Origin of the sequence: Halomonas sp. HMF6819, from assembly GCF_044335525.1 — a bacterium.
Classification (GTDB): Bacteria; Pseudomonadota; Gammaproteobacteria; order Pseudomonadales; family Halomonadaceae; genus Vreelandella.
Map to the genome: position 1 here is coordinate 937,487 of NZ_JBIQVY010000001.1, position 22,647 is coordinate 960,133.

The window sequence follows — 22,647 nt, forward strand, 5'->3', positions numbered from 1 at the left end:
TCACAACGCGGCGGGCTTAGCTGGCCCCGCCCATGAAGTGCTCGGTGAACAGGCGATAGTCCTGTTCGACGCAGTCGGCGTAGCGCGTTGCAAACCCGGCCACGCTTTCGCAAAACGCCTCTTCACGGCCATCGATGCGCCGACACACCGTGTCGGCAAAGCGCGCCTCGTCCCGATTGAGCGCCGCCGCCCCCTTCACGTGGTGCTCGGCGAGCAGCCCGCCCCACTGATGCGCCAGCCGCCGGTAAGCCTTGGCACTTTTGAGCTTGTGCACCGGCAGGCGTTTCTCGAAGCCTGCCACCCGGCGCACCGCGAAGATCCGATCATTGAGCGTCAGCCAGCCTAGATACGGGTCGGCGTGGGGCATCAATGCGTGAAACGCCGCGGCGTGGCGAAGCGCTTCGTTGGGAAAGAGTTTGCGCCAGCCCTGCTGGTCGGCGCGGCTCAACAGATGAAACGCCGCTGGCGGCACTTGCTCGACGACCTCGATGATCACGTCGTCGTGCTCGCCCTCGGCGCCGCCTTCCAGCAGCGCGTAGTAGTGCTCCAACCCCAACGTGTTGAGCCGGCGCGCCGTGTCCTTGACGCGAAAGTGGCCCTCGTCGCCCTCCTTGACCGGTTTGGGCAGGGTTTTCGGGTAGTCGTTCTCGATCAGCCGTTTGAGCCGGCTTGCTACATCCGCCGGTAGATTGGCGAGCTTGTTCGGCCGCGGGGCAAACCTTCGCCCCTGCTGCTCGGTGAGTTCGGTCCACTTGTCCAGCGCGCGGCCGGGGTGCTGCTTGTCCACCACCTTGCCTAAAAACGCCCTGAGCGGGCCTTTGGCGTTTTTAAGCTCGCTCCCTTTTGCCGATTTCCCGTCGCTGCGACGTACCAGCGCCGCCCGATAGCCTTCGGCCAGCGCCCACAGCGCGCGGTCGAGCGCTTTCGAGGAAAGCTCGCCATGCTCGCGTGCGATCAGCGCAATGCTTGCGGCCAAGCGCCACAGATCGAGCTGATAGTCACCGATCAGCGCGCAATCCACGCCAGTCAAGCCATAGTGAATCGGCTGGCCCGGGTGGCCCACCGCGGCAAACGCATCGACTCTTGCATCGCCGTGCAGCCAGGTCTGCGTTTCCGGCCAGCCCCCGAACAGCGCCAGCCGCCACTCCGACCACACGTCCTGCCAGTAAAGAGATGGCGTCGCGTCAAAAAAGCGCCGCGGTGACGCCGCCATGCGCGCGAACCTCGCCTGGCGCTGCGCTGCGGGAAGCGACTCACTGGCAACGTGAAGCGCTTCGATAACCTGTTGAGGGCGGTTACGCCCGACCAGCCGATGACTCATTGCGCGGCTCTCCTGAATGGATGCAAGCCTCTCAGTCTGGCCGCGCTTCGTTAAAGGATTAAGACAGTGCTAGGCGCGTTTGAACCCGCGCGGCGCCGAAATACGGAAAAACCGCTCGACCACGCTCGCCTCGACGGCGGGGGTGGCCAGCGATACCGCGACGAACACCGGCAGGTTGAGCATCAGCCCCCAGAAGCCGGCGTGAATACCCAGCGGATGCGACCACACCGTGGTGAACGCCACGGTCACCGCGAACCCCGACAAAATCCCCGCCATCACGCCAAGTTTCGATGCGCGCGGCCAGAAGAACATGCCGATGAACGCCGGCAGTACCTGGGAGGCAAATCCCAGCCCCACCAGCAGGATCATCACCAGGCTCCCCGGCTCGGCGATCGCCAGCGGCGCGATAATGAGCGCCATTACCGGTAGCAGCAGCCAGCGGGCGAGCTTCGCGGTAAACGCATCCGATAGCTTGAACAGCGGCTGCAGCACGTCCTTGGTCGCCGAGAGCGCCACAGAGTGGATGAACGGCTCGCTCGAGGACATCGAGGCGGCAAGCGTCCCGGCGCCCAACAGCCCCACCAGCACCACCGGCAGGTTCGCCATGGCGTACTCCAGCACCACCGTATCGGCACGCTCGAGATCCGGCAGCGAGTAAATGCCGATGAACCCGACCACTACCACGGGCAGGATTACCACGTAGTAGGTAGGAAGCCAGGTGGCGCTGCGGCGAATGGTGCGCGCCGAAGAGGCACACATCCACTGCGTCCACACCGGCGGCATGAACGAAAACATCGACACGATGATCGAGGTGGTCCAGAAGCTAAAACTCATATCACCCCGGGCGCCAGGCAGCGTCAGAAACTCGGCGTGGTCCTGCTGGATGCGGGTGAACACCGCGGACATGTCGAGCCCGCCGGTGGCACTATGCACCGCCCATAGCCCCACCGCCCAGGCAACCACCAGCATCAGCGCGCCCTGAAAGGCGTTGGTGCGCCCGATCGCGCGCTGGCCGCTGATGTAGAGATACACCGCGATACAGGAAAGCACGATGATCACCCCGAGCCACACGGGGATAGCGCCGCCGCTCATCACGAACAGGATGTAGGCCGAGCCCACGGTCTGGAGCACCGCGTAGGCGATCGACCCCACCGCCATCACAATGGATGCCAGCGCGCCAAGTGCCGGGCTCTGGTAGCGATCCGCAATCGCGCTTGCCTGGGTGACGTGGCCAAACTGCTCGCCGAACTGCCACACCTTGGGGCCGAAATACCAGGCCACCAGCGCCAGGTAGGCCAGATACACCGCCACGTAGAACACCGCCACGCCCTTGGAGTAGGCCCAGCCTGGCGCGCCCATGAAGGTGTAAGCGCTCACACTGCCTGCGGCAATAAGCATATACAGAGTGACCGGCCCCATACTGCGCCCGGCCACACCCCACTGCTCCAGCGACTCCATGCGGTGCCCGGCGCGAGCGGTCAGGCCGATGATCATGGCGATGGCGATATACCCAAGCGTAATGACGAGCGGCCAGACGCTATTCATGCCCATCCCTCTCGACGAGTCGGTTGCCGACGAGCATCACGCCCACGCAGGAAAAAATGATCACGTAGCTCCAGACGATCATCAGCGGCAGGCCATACACGAGCGCGGCCTGGTTGATCAAGCCGATCACCGGCCAGGTACCGGCCAGCACCAGCACGATGAAGGCGAGCAGAAGCCCCCAACCCGCCCGGGAAGTGGGTAGAACGAACAAGCGTCGCATGACGAATCCCTTAGTCGCGCCCTCTCAGTGCGCGCGCATTATGATGTTATCGATCAGGTAACCGACGCGCGATTGAAAGAGCATTCGCGCCAGTGCGACTAATATTTAAATTTTTAAGCGTTCGTGTCCACTTTTTGTGTTCACTTTATTCGGCGCAAGACTCCAAAGCGCGAAGAGACTCGGTGAGAAGCGATAGGCAGGTATCGACGGCAAAGCTTCGCGTGCGGTGACGATAAACACACAGATCCATACGCGCCGCCTCAAGCGTATCGGCGGCGAGCGGTATGCTCTTGAGCTCGCCCCGCGCGCATTCGCGGGCTACCGCCATCGGCGGCAGCACCAGCACGCCCGCCCCGTTCAAAGCCAGCGCTTTCTGGGTTTCGAGCGAGGCGGTGTCGAAAGAGGGTTTGAGCGAAATGCCCGCGCGCAGCGCCCCGCGCTCGAGCGCCTGGCGCGCTCCGTAAGTCGCATCGGGCAGGATAACGCGGTGCTCGGCGAGCCGCGTCAGGGTGATCTCGTCGTCGCCCGCCAGCGCATGATTTGGCGCCATGACCGCGTGATGGTCGAGCCGAGCGCTCTCCAGCACGGTGATATCGTCGTGGCGCGGCGTGAAGAACGAAAGCCCGATATCGACCGTGCCCAGCCGCAGTCGCTCCACCATCTGCCCGGCGCTGGTGATATCGATATCGAAACACACCTTCGGATAGCGCTCGCCCATATCGGCAAGCGTCGGTGCCAAAAGCCCCGCCACGACCCCCTCGGCGGCGCCGAGGCGAACGCGCCCGACCTGCAGCCCCTTGAGGTCGGCGATATGTTCCTGCACGCGCTCAAAATCGCGCAGCGTCTCCCGCGCTTGAGCAGCCAGCAACTCACCGGCATCGGTCAGCACGATGCCGTTGGGGCTTCGCTCCAGAAGCGGCGCCCCAAGCTGCGCTTCGAGCTGGTCGATCTGGCGGCTGATCGCCGTCGGCGCCACGTTGAGCATGGCCGCCGCTTGGCGCAGCGAGCGACATCGCGCCACGGTATCGAAGTAGTGAAGCGCGCGGCCGCTGATCATTGGGCGTCTCCGTGTCGGTCAAAGGTGCGGGACATGATGGTGACATCCTCCCCGCGGCACTGGTCGCGCGCCACGGGCTGCCAGCCCAGGCGCTGATAAAGCGCCTGCTGGTCCGGCGTATAAAGATACAGCCGCTCGATGGCGTTGGCGCGCGCCTCCTGCTCCACGCGTCGTACCAGCTGTGAGGCAATTTGGCGGCCCCGCCTGGACGGCACGACGAAGACCGAGGCAAGCCAGGGCGAAAGTTCCGGTCGATGGGGCATGTCCTCGGCGATCAGACTCGCCGTGCCCACCGGCTCACCGTGTTCCAGCGCCACGAACAGCGACGGCACGCCGCGAGCCCCGCATTCACCGCGCGTCTCGTCCAGCGCCTGTTCGAAGGTTTGCCCCGGGTGCAGGTGTCCCCACATGGCGAAAGTCCAGGCGGTGACGGTCGGCAGGTGCGGGCTATCGGCGTGAAGACGCTCGATTGAAAAGGGTTCGGACATGGGGTGTTCTAATTCCTGTTGAGCAAACGGGCCTAGGCTCTGTCTGAAAAGTGTCTACGCTCGACAATACGGCGTTAAAAATTGGCTCAGAATGCTCATTTACTTAACGTAAACTCCGCTTCTTCTCCAATTTTTGCCTTGTCTTGCCTTCGCTCGTCGACTTTTCAGACAGACCCTAGGTATTCTGCCGGACGAACTCCACGCTCTGCGGATGTCGCTCGCAGTAGAAGACGTAGATGAGACCGACCGCGGCCCAGTCCAGGTTCGCCTCGCCTTCGGAGTCGAGCTGGGCGAAGAACGACATGGGGTTCGAACAATGGGGGCAGTCGGGCACGTGCTCGCCCTGCAGGTAAAGCGGGTAGCCGCCCTGCCAGCTTTTCAGATCATCAATACAGCCCGCCCGCGCTACTGCCTGATCCAACGCCTGCCAGGGCCTTTCCGGATCGAGCTCGCAACAGAGCGCTTCGGCTTGCGTACTTTGGGTATCGAGCCCCTCCCAGCCGGGCAGTGAGCGCACCACTTGGCGCGTGATCCGACACGGCGTGATGGCGTTGCGATCGGTGCCGGGGCGCTCCAGGCGAATCTGCTTGTCGCTTGCTGGTGCGTGAAACCACTGCGCGTGCCAGAGCCCCCGGTCGCGCGGGTCGTCGCCGGCGGGCAGGCAGTCAAAGCAGTAGTAAAAGGCGAACAGCGCGTTCGTCCTCTCCTCAAAAAGCTGAAACACGAAAGTGAGCGGCTGGGTGCAAAGCGTGCATACAGGCCACGTTGCCCCCACTTCACAGTAAGGTAAACCGCCGAACTTGCTGGCAAGCAAGGGCTCCATTGCGCCCGGGTCGGCGTGGGGCGTCAATACCTGCGCCTCTTTGATCAGCGGGGCGAGCAGCGCGTCGAGTCGGTCTTCCATGAAACGATTCCTTTGTCGATTAGACGACTCTAACCTAAAACCCGACGAGCGATAAGCGCCGCCCTATCGTGAAGCCTTATCCTGAAAAGCTGTCGTGACGCTCGCTAGATGCTGACTCGTACTTTCCTACGATTAATGAATAAGTCCTCTTAAATGACACGCATGCTAACCTCATACAAACAATGATCCGAGGGACCCACGGCATGCCATTTCCCCTACCACTCCCTCGTTCCAAGCGATTACATCGCCTGACGCTCGCCACGACCGGCCCACGGGTGTTTGCCTTTGTGCATGCGTTCGGCCTCACGGTGTGGATTGCGCGGGTGGAGGGAACACAGTGGCAGCTGATATTGCCCGGCGTAATTCTGCTGATTTGGCCGGGGATCGCCTACTGGCATGCAACGCTTGCCAAAAACACCAAACGCGCCGAGTTCAAAAATCTGCTTTTCGATACGCTGCTGTTTGGTATCTGGTGCAGCGTGCTGGATTTCTATGTGCTGGGTACCATCACGCTGGCGCTGGCCTGCCTGTTGAACAACCTCGTGGTGGGCGGGCCACGCCGCATGCTGATATCGGCGCTGGTGTTTACCTTTTCAGCGCTGGCCGGCGCGTTGGTCACCGGCCCGGACTTTCGCCCCTACGTCAATGTCTGGGTCGATATCTATCAATGGACGGGGGCCGTGGTCTATTTCATGGTGATGGGCCGCGTTACCTACCAGCAAAACCGTCATATCGGCCGCAGCATGCGCGCCATCGAGATGCAGAATCGCTTCTTTCAAACCCTGCTCGACCTGACCTTGCTCAGCCATCACACGATGACGATTCCCGCCTTGCTCGATCAGTTTCTCGATCACCTTCGCACCCATTTTCCGGATTACGGGTTCGCCGTGATCCTCCATGAGCGCGCGCGGCCGGATACCGTTTCGTTCGCGGCCACCACCAACTTGACCGCCGACGACCAGCATCAGTTGAGGACACTGACCACCGACCTCTCGGCCGAAAAAACAGGCCGTACCCTTGTCCGCCAAAGCGACGATGACGCCACGCTCTATTTAACCCCCATGGATAACCGCTCTGGCCTTTATCTGGGCTGGCTCATCGTCAAGGCACCCGGGGAAAACAGCGGGCTCGAGCAGATCCTGCCGCTGTTCGCCGATCAGCTGGCTGGCGCCACCGAAAACAAGCTGCTTCAGCTCGAGCTCACCCGGCTTGCCGAACGCGATGCTCTCACAGGCCTATACAATCGCGGCTTTTTCGACTCGGCGCTGCACGCCTGTATCGCCAACAAGGAGCGCCTGTCCGGCGCCGATTTTGCCGTCATCGTGATGGATATCGACCGCCTGAAAGAGTCAAACGACCGCTACGGCCACGAGGCAGGCGACGAGCTGATTACCTGCGTTGCCCAGCATCTGCAGGCATGTACCCGGGAGAGCGACATCCTTGCTCGTTACGGCGGCGATGAGTTCACGTTCCTGCTGCCCGCGACAAACCTCGACGCGGCTCAAGCGTTGCTCGAGCGAATTCGCTCTCACCTCGCCGAGAAGCAGTGCGTACTTAACCTTTCCACCGGTCCGCATAGCCTCGCCATCGGGCTTAGCCTGGGGTGCGCCTGTTCAAGCGAAGCCCTCTCTCAGGAGGTGCTGGCGCTGGCTGACGAACGCATGTATGCCGACAAGCGCGCAAACCGGGAGCGCTGTGATCAGCGATAAGGCGTTGATTGCGCGCTAGCCACCGCCGGTCCTGCGACCTTGAAAGCTACGCGTTTTGCTCGTCATCAAAAGAGCCGGCCAAACCGTTGGCCGGGCGCTGCCCCCAGAGATCGGCATGCACGAGCGACGCCAGCGGAAGCCTGGAGCGCCAGCCCTTCGCCTCCAGCTCCGGCTTTTCCAGAAACTCACTCACGTAGCCAAGGCAAAGATAGGCCAGAGGATAGACGTGCTCCGGAAGCCCGAGTGTGTTGGCTAATTTTTGCGGGTCGATGATGCTCACCCAGCCCACGCCGATGCCTTCGGCGCGGGCGGCGAGCCAAAGGTTCTGCACCGCCAGGCAGGTGCTAAACAGATCCGTTTCGATGACGCTGTCGCGCCCCAGCACGTGCGGCCCACCGCGAGTACGATCGCAGGTGATGCAGAGATTGATCGGGCTTTCGAGAATGCCCTGAAGCTTCAGGCCGCGGTAGAGCGCTTGGCGCTCGCCGCTAAAGCGCGTCGCCGCCTCATCATTGGCCTCGTTGAACAGCTCGAGAATCGAGGCGCGGACTTCCCGGCTCTCGATGACGATGAAGTCCCAGGGCTGCATGAAGCCCACCGACGGCGCGTGGTGCGCCGCTTCAAGAAGCCGTTTTAGCACCTCTTCCGGGACCCTGTCGGGCAAAAATTGCGAGCGCACATCGCGGCGCTCGAACATGGCGCGGTAGACGCCGCGGCGCTCGGCCTCGCTAAAGCGGTAGCTCGAGGCCGTCATGGCGCGAGCTTGATCATTTCAATGTGCGGGATGCCGTCTTCATCGAAGGGCTCACTCACGGCGTCGAAACCGAGCGAGGCGTAAAAGTCCGCGAGGTGCGCCTGGGCGCCAATGCGAATGCTTTGGCCCGGGTAGGCAGCTTCGGTAAAACGAATCGCCTCCGCCATCAGCTCATGGCCAAGGCCCTGGCCGCGAAAGGCCGCCACGGTCATTACCCGCCCGATCGACGGCTCAGCGAACTTCTCCTTTGGTCCCACCACGCGCACGTAGGCGGCAAGCTCACCGCCTTTGGTGGCGCGCAGGTGCCAGGCCGTTAGATCGAGCGCGTCGAGTTCGGGATAGGCACAGGCCTGCTCGACCACGAAGACCGTCTCGCGGGCGCGGGCGATCTCGAAAAAGGCGCGGGTGTCGAGCTCATTAAAGCGCGACCAGTTAAAATCCAGTGACATAACAACTCTACCCTTTCGATCGTGGCGTTCAAGCCGCCAGTATATCGTGATGGGCTGCTCGTGTGGTCACACACACGTTTGAGACGCGACCTCATGAGTCTACCCGGTTGTCTTATTAGCACGACATCAATTAATATCAATTATCATTAACATTAACGTACAACTCGCGACGGACCCACCATGTCGAACCGTTCATTGAAGCACCTGCGTCAACGCGTGGTCGTCTCGTTTATTGTCTTCATCGTTTCATGGAGTAGCGCTTCCTTGGCTCAGCAACGCGACCCTCAACAGACGCTGGGACACACTGTGTTCGACGAGCAGCTGGCAAGCTACCGCTTCGAGCGCTTCACCGTCGAAAGCCAGACGCCCGAGCGGCACTGGCGAGTCACGCTGGGGATTCCTCGACAGGCACCGCCGGACAAAGGCTATCCCGCCTTCTGGATGCTCGACGGCAACGCGGCACTGATGGAGTTCGACGCCGCGCTGCTCGAGGCGATCGAAGACCAATCCGCACCACCAGTGCTGGTGTTTCTGGGCTACGACAACGACCTGCGCATCGACCGCACGCGTATACAGGATTACACCTATACCGCCTTGGCGGATGACGAAGGCCGAGGCGGCGGCGCGAAGGCGTTTCTGGCCGCGATCGAGCGCCACATTCGTCCGGCGGTCGAGCGCCACGTTCATACCGACCCGCACCGCCAGACGCTCTGGGGTCATTCGCTCGGCGGGCTCTTCGCGCTATATACCCTTTTTACCCAGCCCGACGCGTTCAGCACCTACGCCGCGGGCAGCCCGTCGCTCTGGTGGGGTGAAGGCGCGCTGCTCGACGCGCTCGACAGCGACAACGCCACCTACACAACGGGCGAGCGGCGCGTGCTCCTCAGCCTGGGCGGCGGTGAGCGCGAACGCGACACCTCTCACCGTGACATGAGCGACCCGCGGGTCCGCGCGCACCTGCAACGCGTTTCGAGCGTACCGCCGGAGGCCGTCGAGCAGTTGGCCGAGCGCCTCGACGGCTTCGACGGCGTTACCGCCGACTACCGGGAATTCCCCGGCCTGAGCCACGGCGAGACCTTTCGCGCCTCGCTAATGGCGGCGCTTGGCGACGTGACGGGTATGTCACCCATCGACTAATACAAGGCAATACCGCAGGGGCCCGCCCCACCTACCTTCAAGGAGAGAACACCCTGCCATCCTCACTTAAACGCCACCGGATCACACCGTTGGCCGTGGCCCAGAGCGCCGACGGCCAGGGCCACGTGTTCGCCGTCAACAAGTCCCAGGGCGAAGACGACCCGCAAGGCGATCATCTACGCCGCCTGCAGCCCGCCGAAGGCTAATCCCCCGCCCGCCGTCGCCTGCATGGCGGCGGGTATCATCCCAGGCGCCAGCGAAGTGGCGCCGTCTCCCGCAGCACGCCCGCCTCGTCCCAGTCCTGCCAGCCGGCAAAGGGAATCGGGTCTTCGCTTTCAAGATGCCCCAACCGCTCGACCCAGTGACGCTTGCAGTCCGCGAGATGCGCCTCAAGCGCCTCCTGCTTTTGGTACTCAATGCCGCCGCCCTGCACGCCGTAGCTTACCTGGGGCGCCAGCACCTCGAAGCCTACGTAGTAAAGCGACGCGTGGATCGGCCAGAGCCAGGCGGCCATGTCACCGGCGCGGCCAAAGGGCTGAAAAGCTTGCCGGGGCGAGCCTGCGGTGACCGAGAGCAGCGCGCGTTTGCCCTTGAAATAGCCATTGTCATAGCGCATACGGCTCGAGTAGCGCCCCCCGTAGACCATCACGCGATCGAACCAGCCCTTGAGAATCGCCGGCTGGGCGTGCCACCAGAGCGGAAACTGGAAGATCACCAGATCCGCCCATTCGAGCCGGTCGAGCTCGCGGGCGACCTCCTCGGGCAGCGTCTGGCGCTTTGCATGATCGCGCTGCGCGTCCAGCAGTTTGAAGACGCCGTCGTCGATATCAACATAGTGGCTCGCCCGCTCGACCGGGTCGAAGCCCTCGGCGTACAAATCACTGACCGCTACCGCGTGCCCCGCGCTTTCAAGGCGGGCAACGGCGGTTTTCATCAGCGCGGCGTTGAACGAGCGCGTCTCCGGGTGGGCCAATACGATCAAAACGTTCATGGAATACCTCTGGCTGTCACGACATCAGCCGACAGGCTACCCTGTACGCTATTGCAACAACATTCGCCAATTTCGACAATCGGGTTTGCATGAATGCACAGCACATGAAGTGGGATGATCTGCAGCTGGTGCTGGCCGTAGCGCAGGCGGGCTCGCTTTCCGGCGCGGCCCGCGCGCTTCGCTTAAGCCACGCCACTGTGTTCAGACGGCTCGCCGCGCTCGAACAGCGCCTGAACGTTACCCTGTTCGAGCGCCATCGCCACGGCTATACGCCGACGCTCGCCGGCGAGGAGCTGGCGGCCAGCGCCGAGCGGGTGCGAGAGGAGATTCACCGCGCCGAGCGCCGGCTCGCCGGCCAGGATTTAAAGCTTTCGGGCAGCCTGCGCGTGACTACCACCGACACCCTGTTCGCGGGGCTATTGAGTCCGGTCTTTGCCGACTTTCGTCGAGCGTTCCCGGAGATCCGCTTGGAAGTCGCCATCTCCAATCAGCGTCACAGCCTTTCGCATCGCGAGGCCGACATCGCCCTGCGCCCGACCCACGCGCCGCCGCCAACGCTGGTCGGTCGCCAGTTGGGTACGCTGGCGCTGGCGGTCTACGGCCAGCGCCAGCGCTGGGAAGCCGCCTCGAGTGACAGGCTTGCCGCGGCGCGCTGGATCGGGCCGGACGCGCACATGGGCGATCCCGCGCTGGAAAAATGGATGACGGACAAGCACGTTGTCTACTGGCTGGATAGCCTGTTGGCGATCCAACACGCGCTGCGCCTGGGCGACGAGGTGGCGGTGCTGCCCTGCTACCTGGGCGACGCCGACCGCACCCTGTTACGCCTGAGCGATCCCGTCGAGGCGCTTGCCACGCCGCTTTGGCTGCTCACCCATCCAGACCTTCGCCACCTGGCGCGGGTGCGCGCCTTCATGGAAGCGGTCACCGACGGCGTGCGCCAGCGCCTCGCTCAGCCGGAATAGAAGCGCGTCCAGCCCCACAGTAAAAGCAGCGCGAAGAGCAGCCAGACCAGGGTAGCGGCGGTCAGCGTGCCGGTCAGGGTGAGCCGGTAGCTGGCGTAGTAGATGGCGGCGAGATAGGCCGCGTAGGGAATCAGCGAGCAGAGGCCGAACAGCGCGGTGGTGCGCAGATCCGCCATACCGCGCTCACTACCGACGATGTAGTGCGCAATCAGCGCAAAAGTGGGAAACAGCGGCACCAGCCCGGCGATGAAAAAGCTTTTGGTCCGCGACAAAAGTGCGATGAGCAGCACCGCCAGCGCGCCGAGCAGACATTTCAACAAAAGCGCCATCGCATTTCTCCACCCTTAGAGATTCATGAGCCGATCACTCGATCTCGGCCAGCGACTTAATGAGCCGCGCATCGAACTCGACGCGCGGCCCTCAAGCCCGACGCGTCTTGTTTACCCATTGGATATACGCGTGCACATGTCTAATGTCCTAGCGCCTTTCTATTCTGCCGTTTCGCTAGCCAATAGAAAATAACGATCATCGCGGCGATACTGATGATGACAGTAAAGCTACTTTGCGTTATACCGGCGATAAGAAAGGAGACCAGTGCAATTGCGCCATTAACCAGTGCATAGGGCAACTGCGTCTTAACATGGTCGATGTGATCGCACCCTGCGCCAGTCGAGGCCAGAATGGTTGAATCTGAAATCGGTGAGCAGTGATCACCAAAGATGCCGCCCGACAATACCGCCGCGATGCTGACGATAATGGGTGCCTCCAGGCCCGCCGCCATTGGTATGGCCAAGGGTAGCATGATCGCGAAGGTCCCCCAGGAACTACCCGTAGCAAAGGACATGCCCGCCGCCGAAAGGAAAACAATAGCAGGAACAATGAACGGCGGTATTGTGCCTTTCGTCAATTCCACGATATAGCTTGCGGTCCCCATTTCCTTGAGCAGCGACCCCAGTGACCAGGCAAGCACGAGGATCAGTACGACATTGACCATTTTCTGCATGCCGCCAAGATAGGTATCAAAGATGGCCACCAGACGCTTGACCTTGAACAAGAGCATCATCGCAATTAGCACGACTGACGCAAAGAGATAGGCCGTGCTCAGCGCCACGCGAAACTGGCTGCCGGGCACTGTCTCAAACGGAAACCCAGCGGCGATGAGAAGACCAAACAGAGTCACAAAAAGAACGCTTAACGGCAGCCAGATCAGTGAAGAGTGGCTTGCAACACCGGCATGCGCATGATCGGTATCTACATTACGTAATGGCGTTGAGCCTGGCCAGTAGAGTTGACCTGTATCCTTAACGCGCTGGTCCGCTCGACTCATGGCACCGAAATCAATCCCCGCGATAGCAACCGCAGGGATCGCCAGCACGGTCAAAATCGCATAAAACTGAAACGGTATCGCCTGTACAAAAGCACTGAATTCCGAGGTAGCAATTCCCAGGTGCCCAAACTCTTCGCCAATGAGTCCCATGATATAGACCCCCCAGCCAATAAAGGGAATCAAAATAGCGACCGGCGACGATGTAGAGTCCAGTATCCAGGCAAGCTTTTCACGCGATGCCTTGACCTTGTCAAAGATCTTTTCGAATACGGGCCCGACAATCAAGGGTGTTCCCATATCGGAAAAAAAGATGATCAGGCCACCACACCAGGCCGCCACCTGCGTCTTGGCTTTGGTATTCAGATAGGTAATGGTCCTGCCTGCCATTGCCGCGCCCCCACCGGAATGCTCTACCAAAGACACAAATCCGCCGATAAAGAACAGCAGGACAATCACGGCTGCATTGTAGCTATCCGTCAATTGTGGGGTGAGGTAGTCGCGGATGGTACTGGTGGTTGCCTCAAGCGGATTACCGCCCGAAAGGATCAAAAGTCCCGTGAAAAGGCCCGCAAAAAGCGAAAGGATGACGTTTCTGAACGTAACGGCAAGCGCAATGGACAAAAGCGGGGGAACCAGGGAGACGAATCCCATATTCTCCATATCATTTACTCCTGATGAGATCATCTTTATTGACAGGGGAAAATGAACGAGACAAGCGCCATTCATGGCTCAAACGTCCTTTTCAGGGCGACGGATACTCATGAAGGCGAGCATTAGCGGATTCGATTAGCGTTACAAGATTTTCAAAAAACTTCCAATAAATTCGCGCCACTTCCCCTCGCTCATTTCGGCGCACAATATCTTATACCGTGAGAATATAATCAATCACTTATGCAAAAACGCTTAACTATCGATTTCCACTTTTTCACGATAAAGGGTCCAAAAGTCGCCTTAACAAATCATCGAGCTGTTCAAGCTCATCGTCATTTAAGCCGCTCACAAGAGTTTTTTGAGTTTCGACGTGGGCGGTCACGGCGTCGTCGATCAGCGCGAAGCCCTCGCTTGAGAGCGAAATCAGAAAGCCGCGCCCGTCCTCGGGGTTTTTCACCCGCTCAATGAGCCCGGCTTTTTCGAGCTGCTGAAGGCGGTGGGTCATGGTGCCGGAGGTGACCATGGTGGAGGCCATCAGCGCGCTCGGCGACAGCGCAAACGGTGGGCCTTCGCGCCGGAGCGTGGCGAGCACGTCGAAGCTCGACTCGCTTAGCCCAAACGGCTCCCAGGTTTTCTCCATGGCGCGCATCAGCACCTGGTTGAGCCGCTTGAGGCGGCCAAGCGTGCCCATCGGCGCCACATCGAGCTCAGGGCGCTGGCGCTGCCACTGCAAAAGTATTCTATCGACATGATCCATGGCTGCGAGCTTACGACTTTTTATCTTGACGTCAAGATAAAAAAACAGATACCTTGATATCAAGATATTTGAACAGGATGTCCTCATGCCGCCAATCCGCTCCGATTTTACCGATAAGGCCTTTTCCTCAAGACGTCTCGCCCCGCTCGTCTATCTGCTCGCCGGGGGTTCACTGCTGGGTCTTTCCACCAACCTGGCCAAGCAAGCCGGCGAGATGGCGCTGTCGCCGCTGGCGTTTCTGTTCTGGTCACTTTTCGGGGCGGCGCTGATTCTGCTGGCGCTGGCCGCCGCGCGCGGCCGGCTACCGCCGGTCAACGCCCGCACGCTCGAGTACTACACGGTGTCGGCGCTGGTGGGGGTGGCGGGCTCCAACCTGCTGTTCTTCTCGGCCATTGCGCATATCGGCGCCGGTTTCGTGGCGTTGGTCATCACCCTGCCGCCGCTTTTGACCTATCTCGGCGCGCTGGCGCTGAAGATGGAGCGCTTTCAGCCAAGCCGCGGCCTGGGCGTGCTCCTGGCACTGGCGGGAGCGATGACCCTCGCCGCGCACAAGATCGCCACCCCGGAGGCAGACGTTCGCTGGATACTGCTTGCACTGCTCGGCCCGGTGCTGCTGGCGATTGGCAATCTTTATCGCACGCTGCGCTGGCCGCCGGGGGTAGCCGGCGAAGCCCTGGCGCCGGGCATGCTGGTGGCTGCGGTAGCACTATTGCTGGGCGTCAGCCTGCTGCCCGGCTTTACGCTCGCAGTGCCCGTTCGGGCGAGCGTGGCGCTGTTGATCGCGCTTCAGGCAGCGGTGTTCGCCGGGCAGTTTCTGCTGCTTTTCTTGCTACAAAAAAGCGGCGGCCCGGTGCTTTTGAGCCTGTTGGGGTCGGTGGGGGCGCTGTTCGGCGTGCCGGTGGCGATCCTTGTTCAGGGCGAAAGCGCCCCGGATGGATTACTGATGGGAGCGCTGCTGATTGGCACAGGGATTGCGCTCTTGAACCTCAGCAAGGCGGGAATTTGGTCTCGCTTTGCCAAGTCGGGTCGATAGCTCGAAAGTCTTAACGGCGTTTAGACGAGGCGGCGCTGCATGAAATGAACGTTGACCTCGGTTTTGACGATTCGAAACCCGTGACGCGCGTAGAACGCGACCGCCGGATTGATGCAGAACACCTTGAGGCGTAGCGCGGCGCTGCCCACCTGCCCCGCCCGCGAAAGGGCAAAATCGAGCGCCGCCGCGCCTAGCCCGCAGCGCTGCCACGCCGGGTCGATTTGAAGCTCGCGGATATGGCACGCATCATCAAAAGCGTCGAGGCATAAAAGCCCGACCGGGCGGTCGTCGAACACGAGCTGGTAGCTTTCCATCTCGCGCCACTGGCGCGCGAACAGCGCTTCCTCCCAGTGCATGCCTAGCGCCTCGTAATAGCCGGCCATGTTGCGCTGAATGAGCCTGGAGGCGAACGCGCGGTCGCGGGTGGGCTGGATGAGCGGCGTCACGCGTCGAGCAGCGCCAGGTGCGCGCGGGCGATGTCGTGCTGGCTGAACACGCGCACGCCGTGCTGGCGCAAAAGCGCGGCGGTAACGCCCATGCCGGCTACCTTGTGGCCGGCAAAATGGCCGTCATAAATTGTCGTGCTGCCGCAGGAGGGGCTGGACTCGGCCAGCACGGCAACCTTTATACCGAATCGTCGGCACCTTTCGAGCGCTATCGACGCCCCCTCGATAAAATCGGCGGTGACATCGCGCCCCTCGTTTTCCCACACTTGGGTCTCGCCCGCCAGCACGCTTGCGCCGTCGCCGGCGATGATCTCCGCCGGCGGTCGCGGCGTACTCATGCCCGCCTCGACCTCGGGGCACACCGACACGATGCGCTTTTCAGCCCGCCACTGCTCAAGGATTTCATCGGCAACCGTCAGCGCCTGACCGTCGTAGCGGACCTTCTTGCCCAGCAGGCAGGCGCTGACCAACACGTAGTGCACGTTCACTTCTCCAAAGCGTTTTTCGATATGGGTTTGCCGACGCGCTACCCCAGCTGAAACGGATACACCGATCCCATTTCGAGCAGTTTTGTAAGCTCATCGAGGGCGGCGAGCGACTCGCGTGCAAGCTGCGGGTCGGCCAGATCCTTGGGTGCCAGCCGGTCGCGGTAATGGTGCTCGACCCAAGCGGTCAGGTCCTCGAACAGCGCGGGCGTCAGCAGCACGCGGGCATCAATCGCCTCGCGCTCGGCGCTCGAGAGCGCCACGCGCAGGCGCAGACAGGCCGGGCCGCCGCCGTTTTGCATGCTCTGCTTGACATCCTTGACGAGCACCTCGGAAATCGGATTATAGCCCGCAAGAATCAGGTCCTGAATCACGCGCCATACCGTTTCGTTCTCCTGACACTCGCCAGGGACCACCAGCGTCATGCTGCCGTCCGGGTTGGAAAGAAGCTGCGAGTTGAAGAGATACGAGCCGACGGCGTCGTCAAGGCTGATCGCCTCGACCGGCACGCGCACCGGGATCAGGGGCGTGGCCATTTTGGCGCGCAGCGCCTCCAAGATGCCCTCTTCGTCCAGAAAGGCCAGCTCGTGATAGAGCAGTACCGGGCCGTTGCCCACGGCGATCACGTCGTTATGGAACACGCCAGCGTCGATCGCCTCCGGGTGCTGCTGGGCGAACACGGTTTGCGCCTCACTCAGGCCGTGCTGTCGGGCCACGGCCTGGCTTGCCTCAAGCGTTTGGCGCGCCGGGTAGCGAGTCGGCGCGCGCGCGCCGGCATCAAACGCCTTGCGGCCGTAGACGAATAGATGCACGCCGACTTCGCCGTGCTCACCGCAAAGCCTTGTATGGTTCGCCGCGCCTTCATCGGAAAACGCGGGCGTGGCCGGAAGCGCTGGATGGTGGGCGAAGTGGCGCTCGTTTTGAAAAACGGCCTTCAGCACGCGAGCGGTGGTGTCTGGCTCTAGAAAGCGGTGAAAGCTGGACTGCAGATTGGCCGGGGTGAAATGAACGCGGCCGTCCGGCGCGTCGATGCCGGGGGTAACAGTGGCGGCGTTGGCCGTCCACATGCTGGAGGCCGAGCACACCGCGCGCAGAAGCTGTGGGGCGTCGCACGCGGCACGCGCCAGGACGTTTTCGTCGCTACCGCTAAAGCCCAGCTCACGCAGCGCGCCGATGTCTGGGCGCTGCTGGGGCGGAAGCACGCCCTGAGCGTAGCCTGCCTCCATCAGCGATTTCATCTTCAAAAGCCCCTGCAGCGCACCCTCTTTCGGGTTGGCGGTGAGCCCGCCGTGGCGCTGGGAGGCCAGGTTGCCGGCGGCCAGGCCCGCGTAGTTGTGAGTTGGGCCGACCAGTCCGTCGAAATTGATCTCCCTGACGCTTTCATCCCCGCGGCTCATAATGTGATACCTGGCGGCAGCGTTTCCGGCATCTCCAGCGACTCGGCTTCCATCGAGGCCACCGGGTAAGCGCAGTAATCCGCCGCGTAAAAGGCGCTGGGGCGGTGGTTGCCGCTGTCGCCTACGCCGCCAAAGGGCGCATCACCGGAGGCGCCGGTGGTTTGGCGGTTCCAGTTGACGATACCCGCGCGAATACGCAGCAGAAAATCGTCCCAGTCGGCCTGGTCGCCGCCGATCAGCCCGGCGGAAAGCCCGTAGCGGGTGTCGTTGGCAAGCGCAATCGCCTCGTCCCAGTCATCGAAGCGATGAACCTTTAGCAGCGGGCCGAAGTGCTCCTCGTCGGGAACTGTAAGTCCGGTTACATCAATCAGTGCCGGGCTTAGAAGGCTCGTGTTTTTTTGGGTACGCTTCATGCGGTTGATCACGCGCGCGCCATGGGCCTCTAACGCTTTTTGGGCGTCAAGCAGGCCGTCGGCGGCGGCCAGACTAACGAGCCCGCCGTAGAACGGCGCCGGGTGCTCCTCGAACTGCCCGGCCACGTGAAGGTTATCGATGGCGTTCGAGAGCGCCTCGATCAGGCGATCGCCCTCCGCTCCCTTGGGCACCATCAGCCGTCGGGCGCAGGTGCAGCGCTGGCCGCCGGAGAGAAACGCCGACTGCAAAATGGTCAGTACGGCGGCGCGCTCGTCCTGCACATCCTTGACCACCAGCGGGTTGTTGCCGCCAAGCTCGAGCGCGAGGATCTTGTCGAGCTGGCCGGCGAACTGCTGATGCAGCATTCCCCCCACCTTTGCACTGCCGGTAAACAGCAGCCCGTCGATGCGGGCGTCGCCGGCCAGCGCCTGGCCCACCTCGACACCACCCTGCACCAGGTTGATCACGCCATTCGGCAGGCCCGCCTCTTGCCAGCACTGCAGCGTCAGATCCGCGGTGAGCGGGGTCTGGTCGCTGGGCTTGAAGACCACGGCGTTGCCCGCCAGAAGCGCCGGCACGATATGGCCGTTGGGCAAGTGGCCTGGGAAGTTGTAGGGGCCGAACACCGCCATCACGCCGTGGGGCCGGTGGCGCAACACGGCACTGGCGCTTCCCACCGTTTTTTCGCGCTCGCCGGTGCGCTCCTGGTAGGCCTTTGCCGACAGCGCGACCTTGCCGACCATGGCGCCGGCTTCGGTGCGCGCCTCCCAAAGCGGCTTGCCGGTTTCCGAAGCGATCGCTACGGCCAACTCTTCGCTTCTCTGCTTGAGCACCTCGGCGAAGCGCTCGACCAGTGCCAGGCGCTGCTCAAATGGCGTGCGCGCCCAGGCGTTGAACGCCGCGCGCGCCGCCTCGACGGCCTGGCCGACCTGGGCGGGGCTTGCGGCCTCGCCCTGCCAGAGCGTCTGCCCGCCGACCGGGTCCGTTTTGCTAAAGCGCGCGCCGTCACCGGCAAGCCAGCGGCCGTCGATCAACTGCTGCGCCTTTGCGCTGAATGGTTGTGCGGTCATGACGCCTCCTGAGTATCGAGTAGTCTGAGCGTGTCGCCGGCGCCGACGTCCAGGCGCCGCGCTTCCTCTTCGCTGAGCACGATCGTGCCGCTGTCACCCGGGCCGCGGCCCAGCCAGGCGGCTCGAAACGCGCCGATCGTAGTGGTGGCCGCCAGCCAGCGGCTAACGCTTTGGACGCCCGGGTCGCGCGCGATCTCCACCGAGTAAACCTCGGAGGTGCGCACCGCGCGTACGTCGTCGATATAGGCCTCCACGGTCGGGCCGCCGTCGAAAATATCGATATAGCCCTCCCAGCGTAGCCCCTCTTTCTTGAGCATTTCGAGCGCCGGGCGCGTGTCGCGGTGGACCTGGCCGATACAGGCGCGCGCCTTCTCGGACATGAAGGTGGTGTAGATGGGAAATTTCGGCATCAGCTCGCCGATGAAGCTTTTCTGGCCAAGCCCGGTGAGCCGGTCGGCCTCGTTGAAATCCATCGGAAAGAAGTGCTTACCCAGGCTCTCCCAGAACGGGCTCTGGTGGTTATCGTCGAACACGCCGCGCATCTCCGCCAGCACCTTGTCTGGGAAGCGGTCGCGAAACTCGGCGATGAAAAGCCAGCGCGCCTTGGAGAGCAGCGCGCCGCAGCGCAGGTGCTTGTTCGCCTCGCCGCGATACTCCGGGCGCACGTAGAGCGAGCACACCTCGGCGTCGCCGGTGTGGTCCGAGCTCAAAAACAGCGTGTCGATGGTCCGGTGCAGATCGAGCTGAATTGAGGAGTGCGCAAGCGTGCCAAGCCGGTAGTGGTAAAACGGCACTTCACGGCCGACCTGGCCTTCGATGGCGCAGCAGCCGGCGAGCTCGCCGGTGGCGTCGTCCTCGAGCACGAAGAAGTAGAGCCGGTCGTCGACCGGGGTGCGCTCCTCAAAAGCGCGGGCAGCGGTTTCGATCTTGCCGGCCAGAAACTCGCGGTTGTCCGGAAGCGACGTAAAGCCAACGCCGGTTTGCTGCGCCAGCATCTGCAGGCCGTCGATATCGCCGCGGGCAATGGGTCGAATGCGCATTACATCTCTCCCTCGTCGAGAACGTCCTGAGCGCCGGGAAGCGTCAGCGGCGCCACCAGCACCGCGCGCCCCTCCTCCACGCCGAGCCTTTCGGCGTGCTCGGGGCTGAGCATGAGCTGGCCGGTGGGCGAGAGCGCGTAGCGCGCCACCAGGCAGCGAAACGCCGCGCTCTGGTTGGCGATCAGCGCGGGCTCGGCGTCCGGCAGGGTGTGCTCCGGGCGGATACGCACCGGGTGCCAGCTGGCCTGGCGAAAGGTTTCGAGGCGCTCGCGCTCGGCCTTAACGATCGGGCCGGCGTCGAAGATGTCGACGTGGCGCGAGCGCGCGAAGCCTTCCGCCAACATTTCCTGCAACGGGCCTTCATGGGCCGGGTGCTCGCGGCCGATCGCCGCGCGGGCCTGGGGCGTGAGCAGCGGCAGATACAGCGGAAACTGCGGCATCACCTCGGCGATAAAGCTTTTCGAGCGCATGCCAGCGATGTGGTTGATCTCCTGAAAGCTGCGCGCAAAGAAGTGATTGCCCACGCTCTCCCAAAACGGCGATTGCTGCTGGCTATCGAGATAGCCCGGAAACGCTACCGCCAAAATGTTGGAGAAGCGCTCCGGGTACTGGGCGATGAACAAAAGCCTTGCGCGACGCAGCAGGCTCTCGGCGCTGGTGCCCTGATAGCGCGGGTTCAGCGAGAACGCGCATAACAGCGTGGCATCCGACACCTCGTGGGAGAGCGCAAGGGTTTGTACCTCGCGGCGCACGTTGAGCTGCTGGGAGGCATGGATCAGCGTCTCCTGGCGGTAGGTATAGTAGGCATCCGTCGCCCCGGCCTGGGCGCGGATGGTGGCGGTGCCCAGCACCCGCTCGGCCTCGTTCTCGGCGCCGGTGTCCTCCAGCACGAACATGTAGTGTTCGTCGCCGGGAAACTCCGCCTCACGAGCAAACGCCTCAAGCGAGCGCGCGATGCGCTCCTCGAGGCGCGCCCGGTTGGCCGGCAGGTTGGTCAGCCGCGGCACCGCGTTCTCGGCCAGCGCCATCAGCGCGTCGAGATCCGTCATCGCCACCGGGCGCACGATTCGCATACTCAGCCTCCCTGGCGTCAGGGCCGGACCGTCCCCACTCATGACTGCGCGACGAGGCGTTCGATCGCACGCTCCAACCGCGCCATGGCCTCCTCGATATCCGCCTCGGGGATCACCAGCGACGGCGCCAAACGCAGCACGTTGGGCCCGGCGATCAGCGCCATCAGCCCCTCTTCGATCGCCAGCGGCAGAATATCCTTGGCACGGCCCTCGAAGGCGTCGCTCATCTGCGCGCCCATCAACAGGCCCATACCGCGAATCTCCTTGAACACGCCGTACTTCTCATTGATCGCCTCCAGGTGCTTTCGAAACAGCTGGTGGCGCGCCTGAACGCCGTCGAGCACTTCCGGGGTATCGATGATCTTCAGAGCGGCGAGTGCGACCGCCGAGCCCAAGGCGTTGCCACCGTAGGTCGAGCCGTGGGTGCCGAAACCCAGCGAGGCGCCGATTTTGTCGGTGGTCAGCATGGCCGCCATGGGAAAGCCGCCGCCCAGGGATTTGGCAGTGGTCAGAATGTCCGGCGTTACCCCAAAGTGCTGGTAGGCGTAGAGCTTGCCGCTGCGCCCGACCCCGGTTTGCACCTCGTCGAAAATCAGCAGCGCCTGGTGCTCGTCGCACAGCGCGCGAAGTCCTTCCAAAAATTCCTGGGTAGCGGGAATGATGCCGCCTTCGCCCTGCATCGGCTCGACCATCACCGCGCAGGTATCGTCATCGATCAGCGCGCGCACGCTCTCCAGATCGTTGAACTCGGCATGTTGAATGCCGCCGGGGACCGGGCCGAAACCTTCGGAGTATTTGGGCTGGCCGCCTACGGTGACAGTAAAGAGCGTGCGGCCGTGAAACGACTGGCGAAAGGAGATGATCTTGTCCTTTTGCCTGCCGAAGTGGTCGAACGCGTAGCGCCGGGCCAGCTTGAGCGCGGCTTCGTTGGCCTCGCCGCCGGAGGAGCACAGATACACCTTCTCCGCGAAGGTGCTTTCGACCAGCTTGCGGGCAAGCGCCAGGGCCGGCTCGTTGGTGTAAATGTTGGAGAGGTGCCAGAGCTTTTCGCCCTGCTCCTTGAGCGCGCCGACCAGCGCCGGGTGGCAGTGGCCCAGCGCGTTGACGGCGATGCCGCCGGCCAGGTCGATGTACTCACGCCCCTCCTGATCCCACAGGCGGCTGCCTTCGCCGCGCACCGGCACCACCTGCTGCGGCGCGTAGTTGGGGGTCATGTAGGTGTCGAAATCCTGACGGCTGGGCGTATGGCTCATGTGACTCTCCGGTTGGGGCAAAAGAGTTCCAGTATACGCAGCCGGCCACGTTTCGCACTTTCACGAATGAGACGGTTAATTATGTAAAGCGGCGCTGGCGCTACGTTATTCGCTCACGGCGCAGCGTTTTTGAAAGGATGACGGAAAGGGTGCTTGAAAGA

At 62.6% G+C, this 22,647-nt stretch carries 23 protein-coding genes; 4 read left to right on the forward strand and 19 right to left on the reverse strand.

Annotation, left to right across the window (positions count from 1 at the left end):
• Positions 1-16: 16 nt before the first annotated feature.
• The 6 genes from ACGLWX_RS04245 to ACGLWX_RS04270 all read right to left on the reverse strand — a co-directional run bounded on the left by ACGLWX_RS04245 (position 17) and on the right by ACGLWX_RS04270 (position 5,535).
• Positions 17-1,321, reverse strand: a complete 1,305-nt coding sequence (locus ACGLWX_RS04245; protein WP_396237590.1) for a DUF2252 family protein — start codon at positions 1,319-1,321, stop codon at positions 17-19.
• Positions 1,322-1,390: 69 nt separating this feature from the next.
• The gene (locus tag ACGLWX_RS04250) at positions 1,391-2,866 is read right to left on the reverse strand and encodes a sodium:solute symporter (RefSeq protein ID WP_396237592.1); all 1,476 of its coding nucleotides are present in this window, start codon (positions 2,864-2,866) and stop codon (positions 1,391-1,393) included.
• Positions 2,859-3,086, reverse strand: coding sequence for a hypothetical protein (locus ACGLWX_RS04255; protein WP_396237594.1), 228 nt, complete (start codon positions 3,084-3,086; stop codon positions 2,859-2,861). The genes ACGLWX_RS04250 and ACGLWX_RS04255 overlap by 8 nt, the downstream gene beginning before the upstream one ends.
• A 145-nt stretch (positions 3,087-3,231) precedes the next feature.
• A complete protein-coding gene (locus tag ACGLWX_RS04260) occupies positions 3,232-4,143 on the reverse strand; it encodes a LysR family transcriptional regulator (protein WP_396237596.1) in 912 nt (303 codons plus the stop codon).
• Positions 4,140-4,631, reverse strand: coding sequence for a GNAT family N-acetyltransferase (locus ACGLWX_RS04265; protein WP_396237598.1), 492 nt, complete (start codon positions 4,629-4,631; stop codon positions 4,140-4,142). Before ACGLWX_RS04265 ends, ACGLWX_RS04260 begins: the two co-directional genes overlap by 4 nt.
• Before the next feature lie 175 nt (positions 4,632-4,806).
• On the reverse strand, positions 4,807-5,535 hold the full coding sequence (locus tag ACGLWX_RS04270; RefSeq protein ID WP_396237600.1) for a DUF1963 domain-containing protein: 729 nt from the start codon (positions 5,533-5,535) through the stop codon (positions 4,807-4,809).
• 203 nt (positions 5,536-5,738) lie between these two features.
• Here ACGLWX_RS04270 and ACGLWX_RS04275 point away from each other — a divergent pair, with 203 nt between their 5' ends.
• A complete protein-coding gene (locus tag ACGLWX_RS04275; RefSeq protein ID WP_396237602.1) occupies positions 5,739-7,244 on the forward strand; it encodes a diguanylate cyclase domain-containing protein in 1,506 nt (501 codons plus the stop codon).
• 46 nt (positions 7,245-7,290) lie between these two features.
• Here the strand turns inward: ACGLWX_RS04275 and bluB are convergent, their stop codons facing one another.
• Both bluB and ACGLWX_RS04285 read right to left on the reverse strand, forming a co-directional pair.
• On the reverse strand, positions 7,291-7,998 hold the full coding sequence (gene bluB / locus ACGLWX_RS04280; RefSeq protein ID WP_396237604.1) for a 5,6-dimethylbenzimidazole synthase: 708 nt from the start codon (positions 7,996-7,998) through the stop codon (positions 7,291-7,293).
• Positions 7,995-8,447 (reverse strand): GNAT family N-acetyltransferase, encoded by a 453-nt coding sequence (locus tag ACGLWX_RS04285; protein WP_396237606.1) that lies wholly within the window; start codon positions 8,445-8,447, stop codon positions 7,995-7,997. Before ACGLWX_RS04285 ends, bluB begins: the two co-directional genes overlap by 4 nt.
• A gap of 180 nt (positions 8,448-8,627) precedes the next feature.
• Between ACGLWX_RS04285 and ACGLWX_RS04290 the strand changes: the two genes are divergently transcribed.
• Positions 8,628-9,584, forward strand: coding sequence for an alpha/beta hydrolase (locus ACGLWX_RS04290; RefSeq protein WP_396237608.1), 957 nt, complete (start codon positions 8,628-8,630; stop codon positions 9,582-9,584).
• 241 nt (positions 9,585-9,825) lie between these two features.
• On the opposite strand, the gene ACGLWX_RS04295 is transcribed toward ACGLWX_RS04290, so the two are convergent.
• Complete coding sequence (locus tag ACGLWX_RS04295; protein ID WP_396237610.1) at positions 9,826-10,575, reverse strand: NAD(P)H-dependent oxidoreductase; 750 nt, start codon at positions 10,573-10,575, stop codon at positions 9,826-9,828.
• Positions 10,576-10,664: 89 nt separating this feature from the next.
• Here ACGLWX_RS04295 and ACGLWX_RS04300 point away from each other — a divergent pair, with 89 nt between their 5' ends.
• Positions 10,665-11,540 (forward strand): LysR family transcriptional regulator, encoded by an 876-nt coding sequence (locus tag ACGLWX_RS04300; RefSeq protein WP_396237612.1) that lies wholly within the window; start codon positions 10,665-10,667, stop codon positions 11,538-11,540.
• Here ACGLWX_RS04300 and ACGLWX_RS04305 read toward each other — a convergent pair.
• The 3 genes from ACGLWX_RS04305 to ACGLWX_RS04315 form a co-directional block, all read right to left on the reverse strand.
• Positions 11,528-11,869: a GlpM family protein gene (locus ACGLWX_RS04305; protein ID WP_252107093.1), complete on the reverse strand. Its 342-nt coding sequence runs from the start codon at positions 11,867-11,869 to the stop codon at positions 11,528-11,530. The two genes, ACGLWX_RS04300 and ACGLWX_RS04305, sit on opposite strands and share 13 nt — an antisense overlap.
• A 140-nt stretch (positions 11,870-12,009) precedes the next feature.
• Positions 12,010-13,527, reverse strand: coding sequence for a Na+/H+ antiporter NhaC family protein (locus ACGLWX_RS04310; protein WP_396237614.1), 1,518 nt, complete (start codon positions 13,525-13,527; stop codon positions 12,010-12,012).
• 265 nt (positions 13,528-13,792) lie between these two features.
• Positions 13,793-14,275 (reverse strand): MarR family winged helix-turn-helix transcriptional regulator, encoded by a 483-nt coding sequence (locus ACGLWX_RS04315; protein WP_396237616.1) that lies wholly within the window; start codon positions 14,273-14,275, stop codon positions 13,793-13,795.
• Positions 14,276-14,360: 85 nt separating this feature from the next.
• Between ACGLWX_RS04315 and ACGLWX_RS04320 the strand changes: the two genes are divergently transcribed.
• Complete coding sequence (locus tag ACGLWX_RS04320; RefSeq protein ID WP_396237618.1) at positions 14,361-15,308, forward strand: EamA family transporter; 948 nt, start codon at positions 14,361-14,363, stop codon at positions 15,306-15,308.
• A 20-nt stretch (positions 15,309-15,328) separates the two neighbouring features.
• Here ACGLWX_RS04320 and ACGLWX_RS04325 read toward each other — a convergent pair whose 3' ends face one another.
• Genes ACGLWX_RS04325 through ACGLWX_RS04355 form a run of 7 tightly spaced genes read right to left on the reverse strand, consistent with a single transcriptional unit; the run spans position 15,329 to position 22,486 of the window.
• Complete coding sequence (locus tag ACGLWX_RS04325; protein ID WP_396237620.1) at positions 15,329-15,754, reverse strand: GNAT family N-acetyltransferase; 426 nt, start codon at positions 15,752-15,754, stop codon at positions 15,329-15,331.
• Positions 15,751-16,236 carry a DUF523 domain-containing protein gene (locus ACGLWX_RS04330; protein ID WP_396237622.1) on the reverse strand — a complete coding sequence of 162 codons (486 nt, stop codon included), beginning with the start codon at positions 16,234-16,236 and terminating at the stop codon, positions 15,751-15,753. The genes ACGLWX_RS04325 and ACGLWX_RS04330 overlap by 4 nt, the downstream gene beginning before the upstream one ends.
• A gap of 44 nt (positions 16,237-16,280) precedes the next feature.
• Positions 16,281-17,636: an N-succinylarginine dihydrolase gene (gene astB / locus ACGLWX_RS04335; protein WP_396237624.1), complete on the reverse strand. Its 1,356-nt coding sequence runs from the start codon at positions 17,634-17,636 to the stop codon at positions 16,281-16,283.
• On the reverse strand, positions 17,633-19,120 hold the full coding sequence (astD, locus tag ACGLWX_RS04340) for a succinylglutamate-semialdehyde dehydrogenase (protein WP_396237626.1): 1,488 nt from the start codon (positions 19,118-19,120) through the stop codon (positions 17,633-17,635). The genes astB and astD overlap by 4 nt, the downstream gene beginning before the upstream one ends.
• Positions 19,117-20,160 (reverse strand): arginine N-succinyltransferase, encoded by a 1,044-nt coding sequence (gene astA / locus ACGLWX_RS04345; protein ID WP_396237628.1) that lies wholly within the window; start codon positions 20,158-20,160, stop codon positions 19,117-19,119. The genes astD and astA overlap by 4 nt, the downstream gene beginning before the upstream one ends.
• Complete coding sequence (locus ACGLWX_RS04350; RefSeq protein WP_396237629.1) at positions 20,160-21,233, reverse strand: arginine N-succinyltransferase; 1,074 nt, start codon at positions 21,231-21,233, stop codon at positions 20,160-20,162. The genes astA and ACGLWX_RS04350 overlap by 1 nt, the downstream gene beginning before the upstream one ends.
• A 38-nt stretch (positions 21,234-21,271) precedes the next feature.
• Complete coding sequence (locus ACGLWX_RS04355; protein ID WP_396237631.1) at positions 21,272-22,486, reverse strand: aspartate aminotransferase family protein; 1,215 nt, start codon at positions 22,484-22,486, stop codon at positions 21,272-21,274.
• Positions 22,487-22,647: the final 161 nt, after the last annotated feature.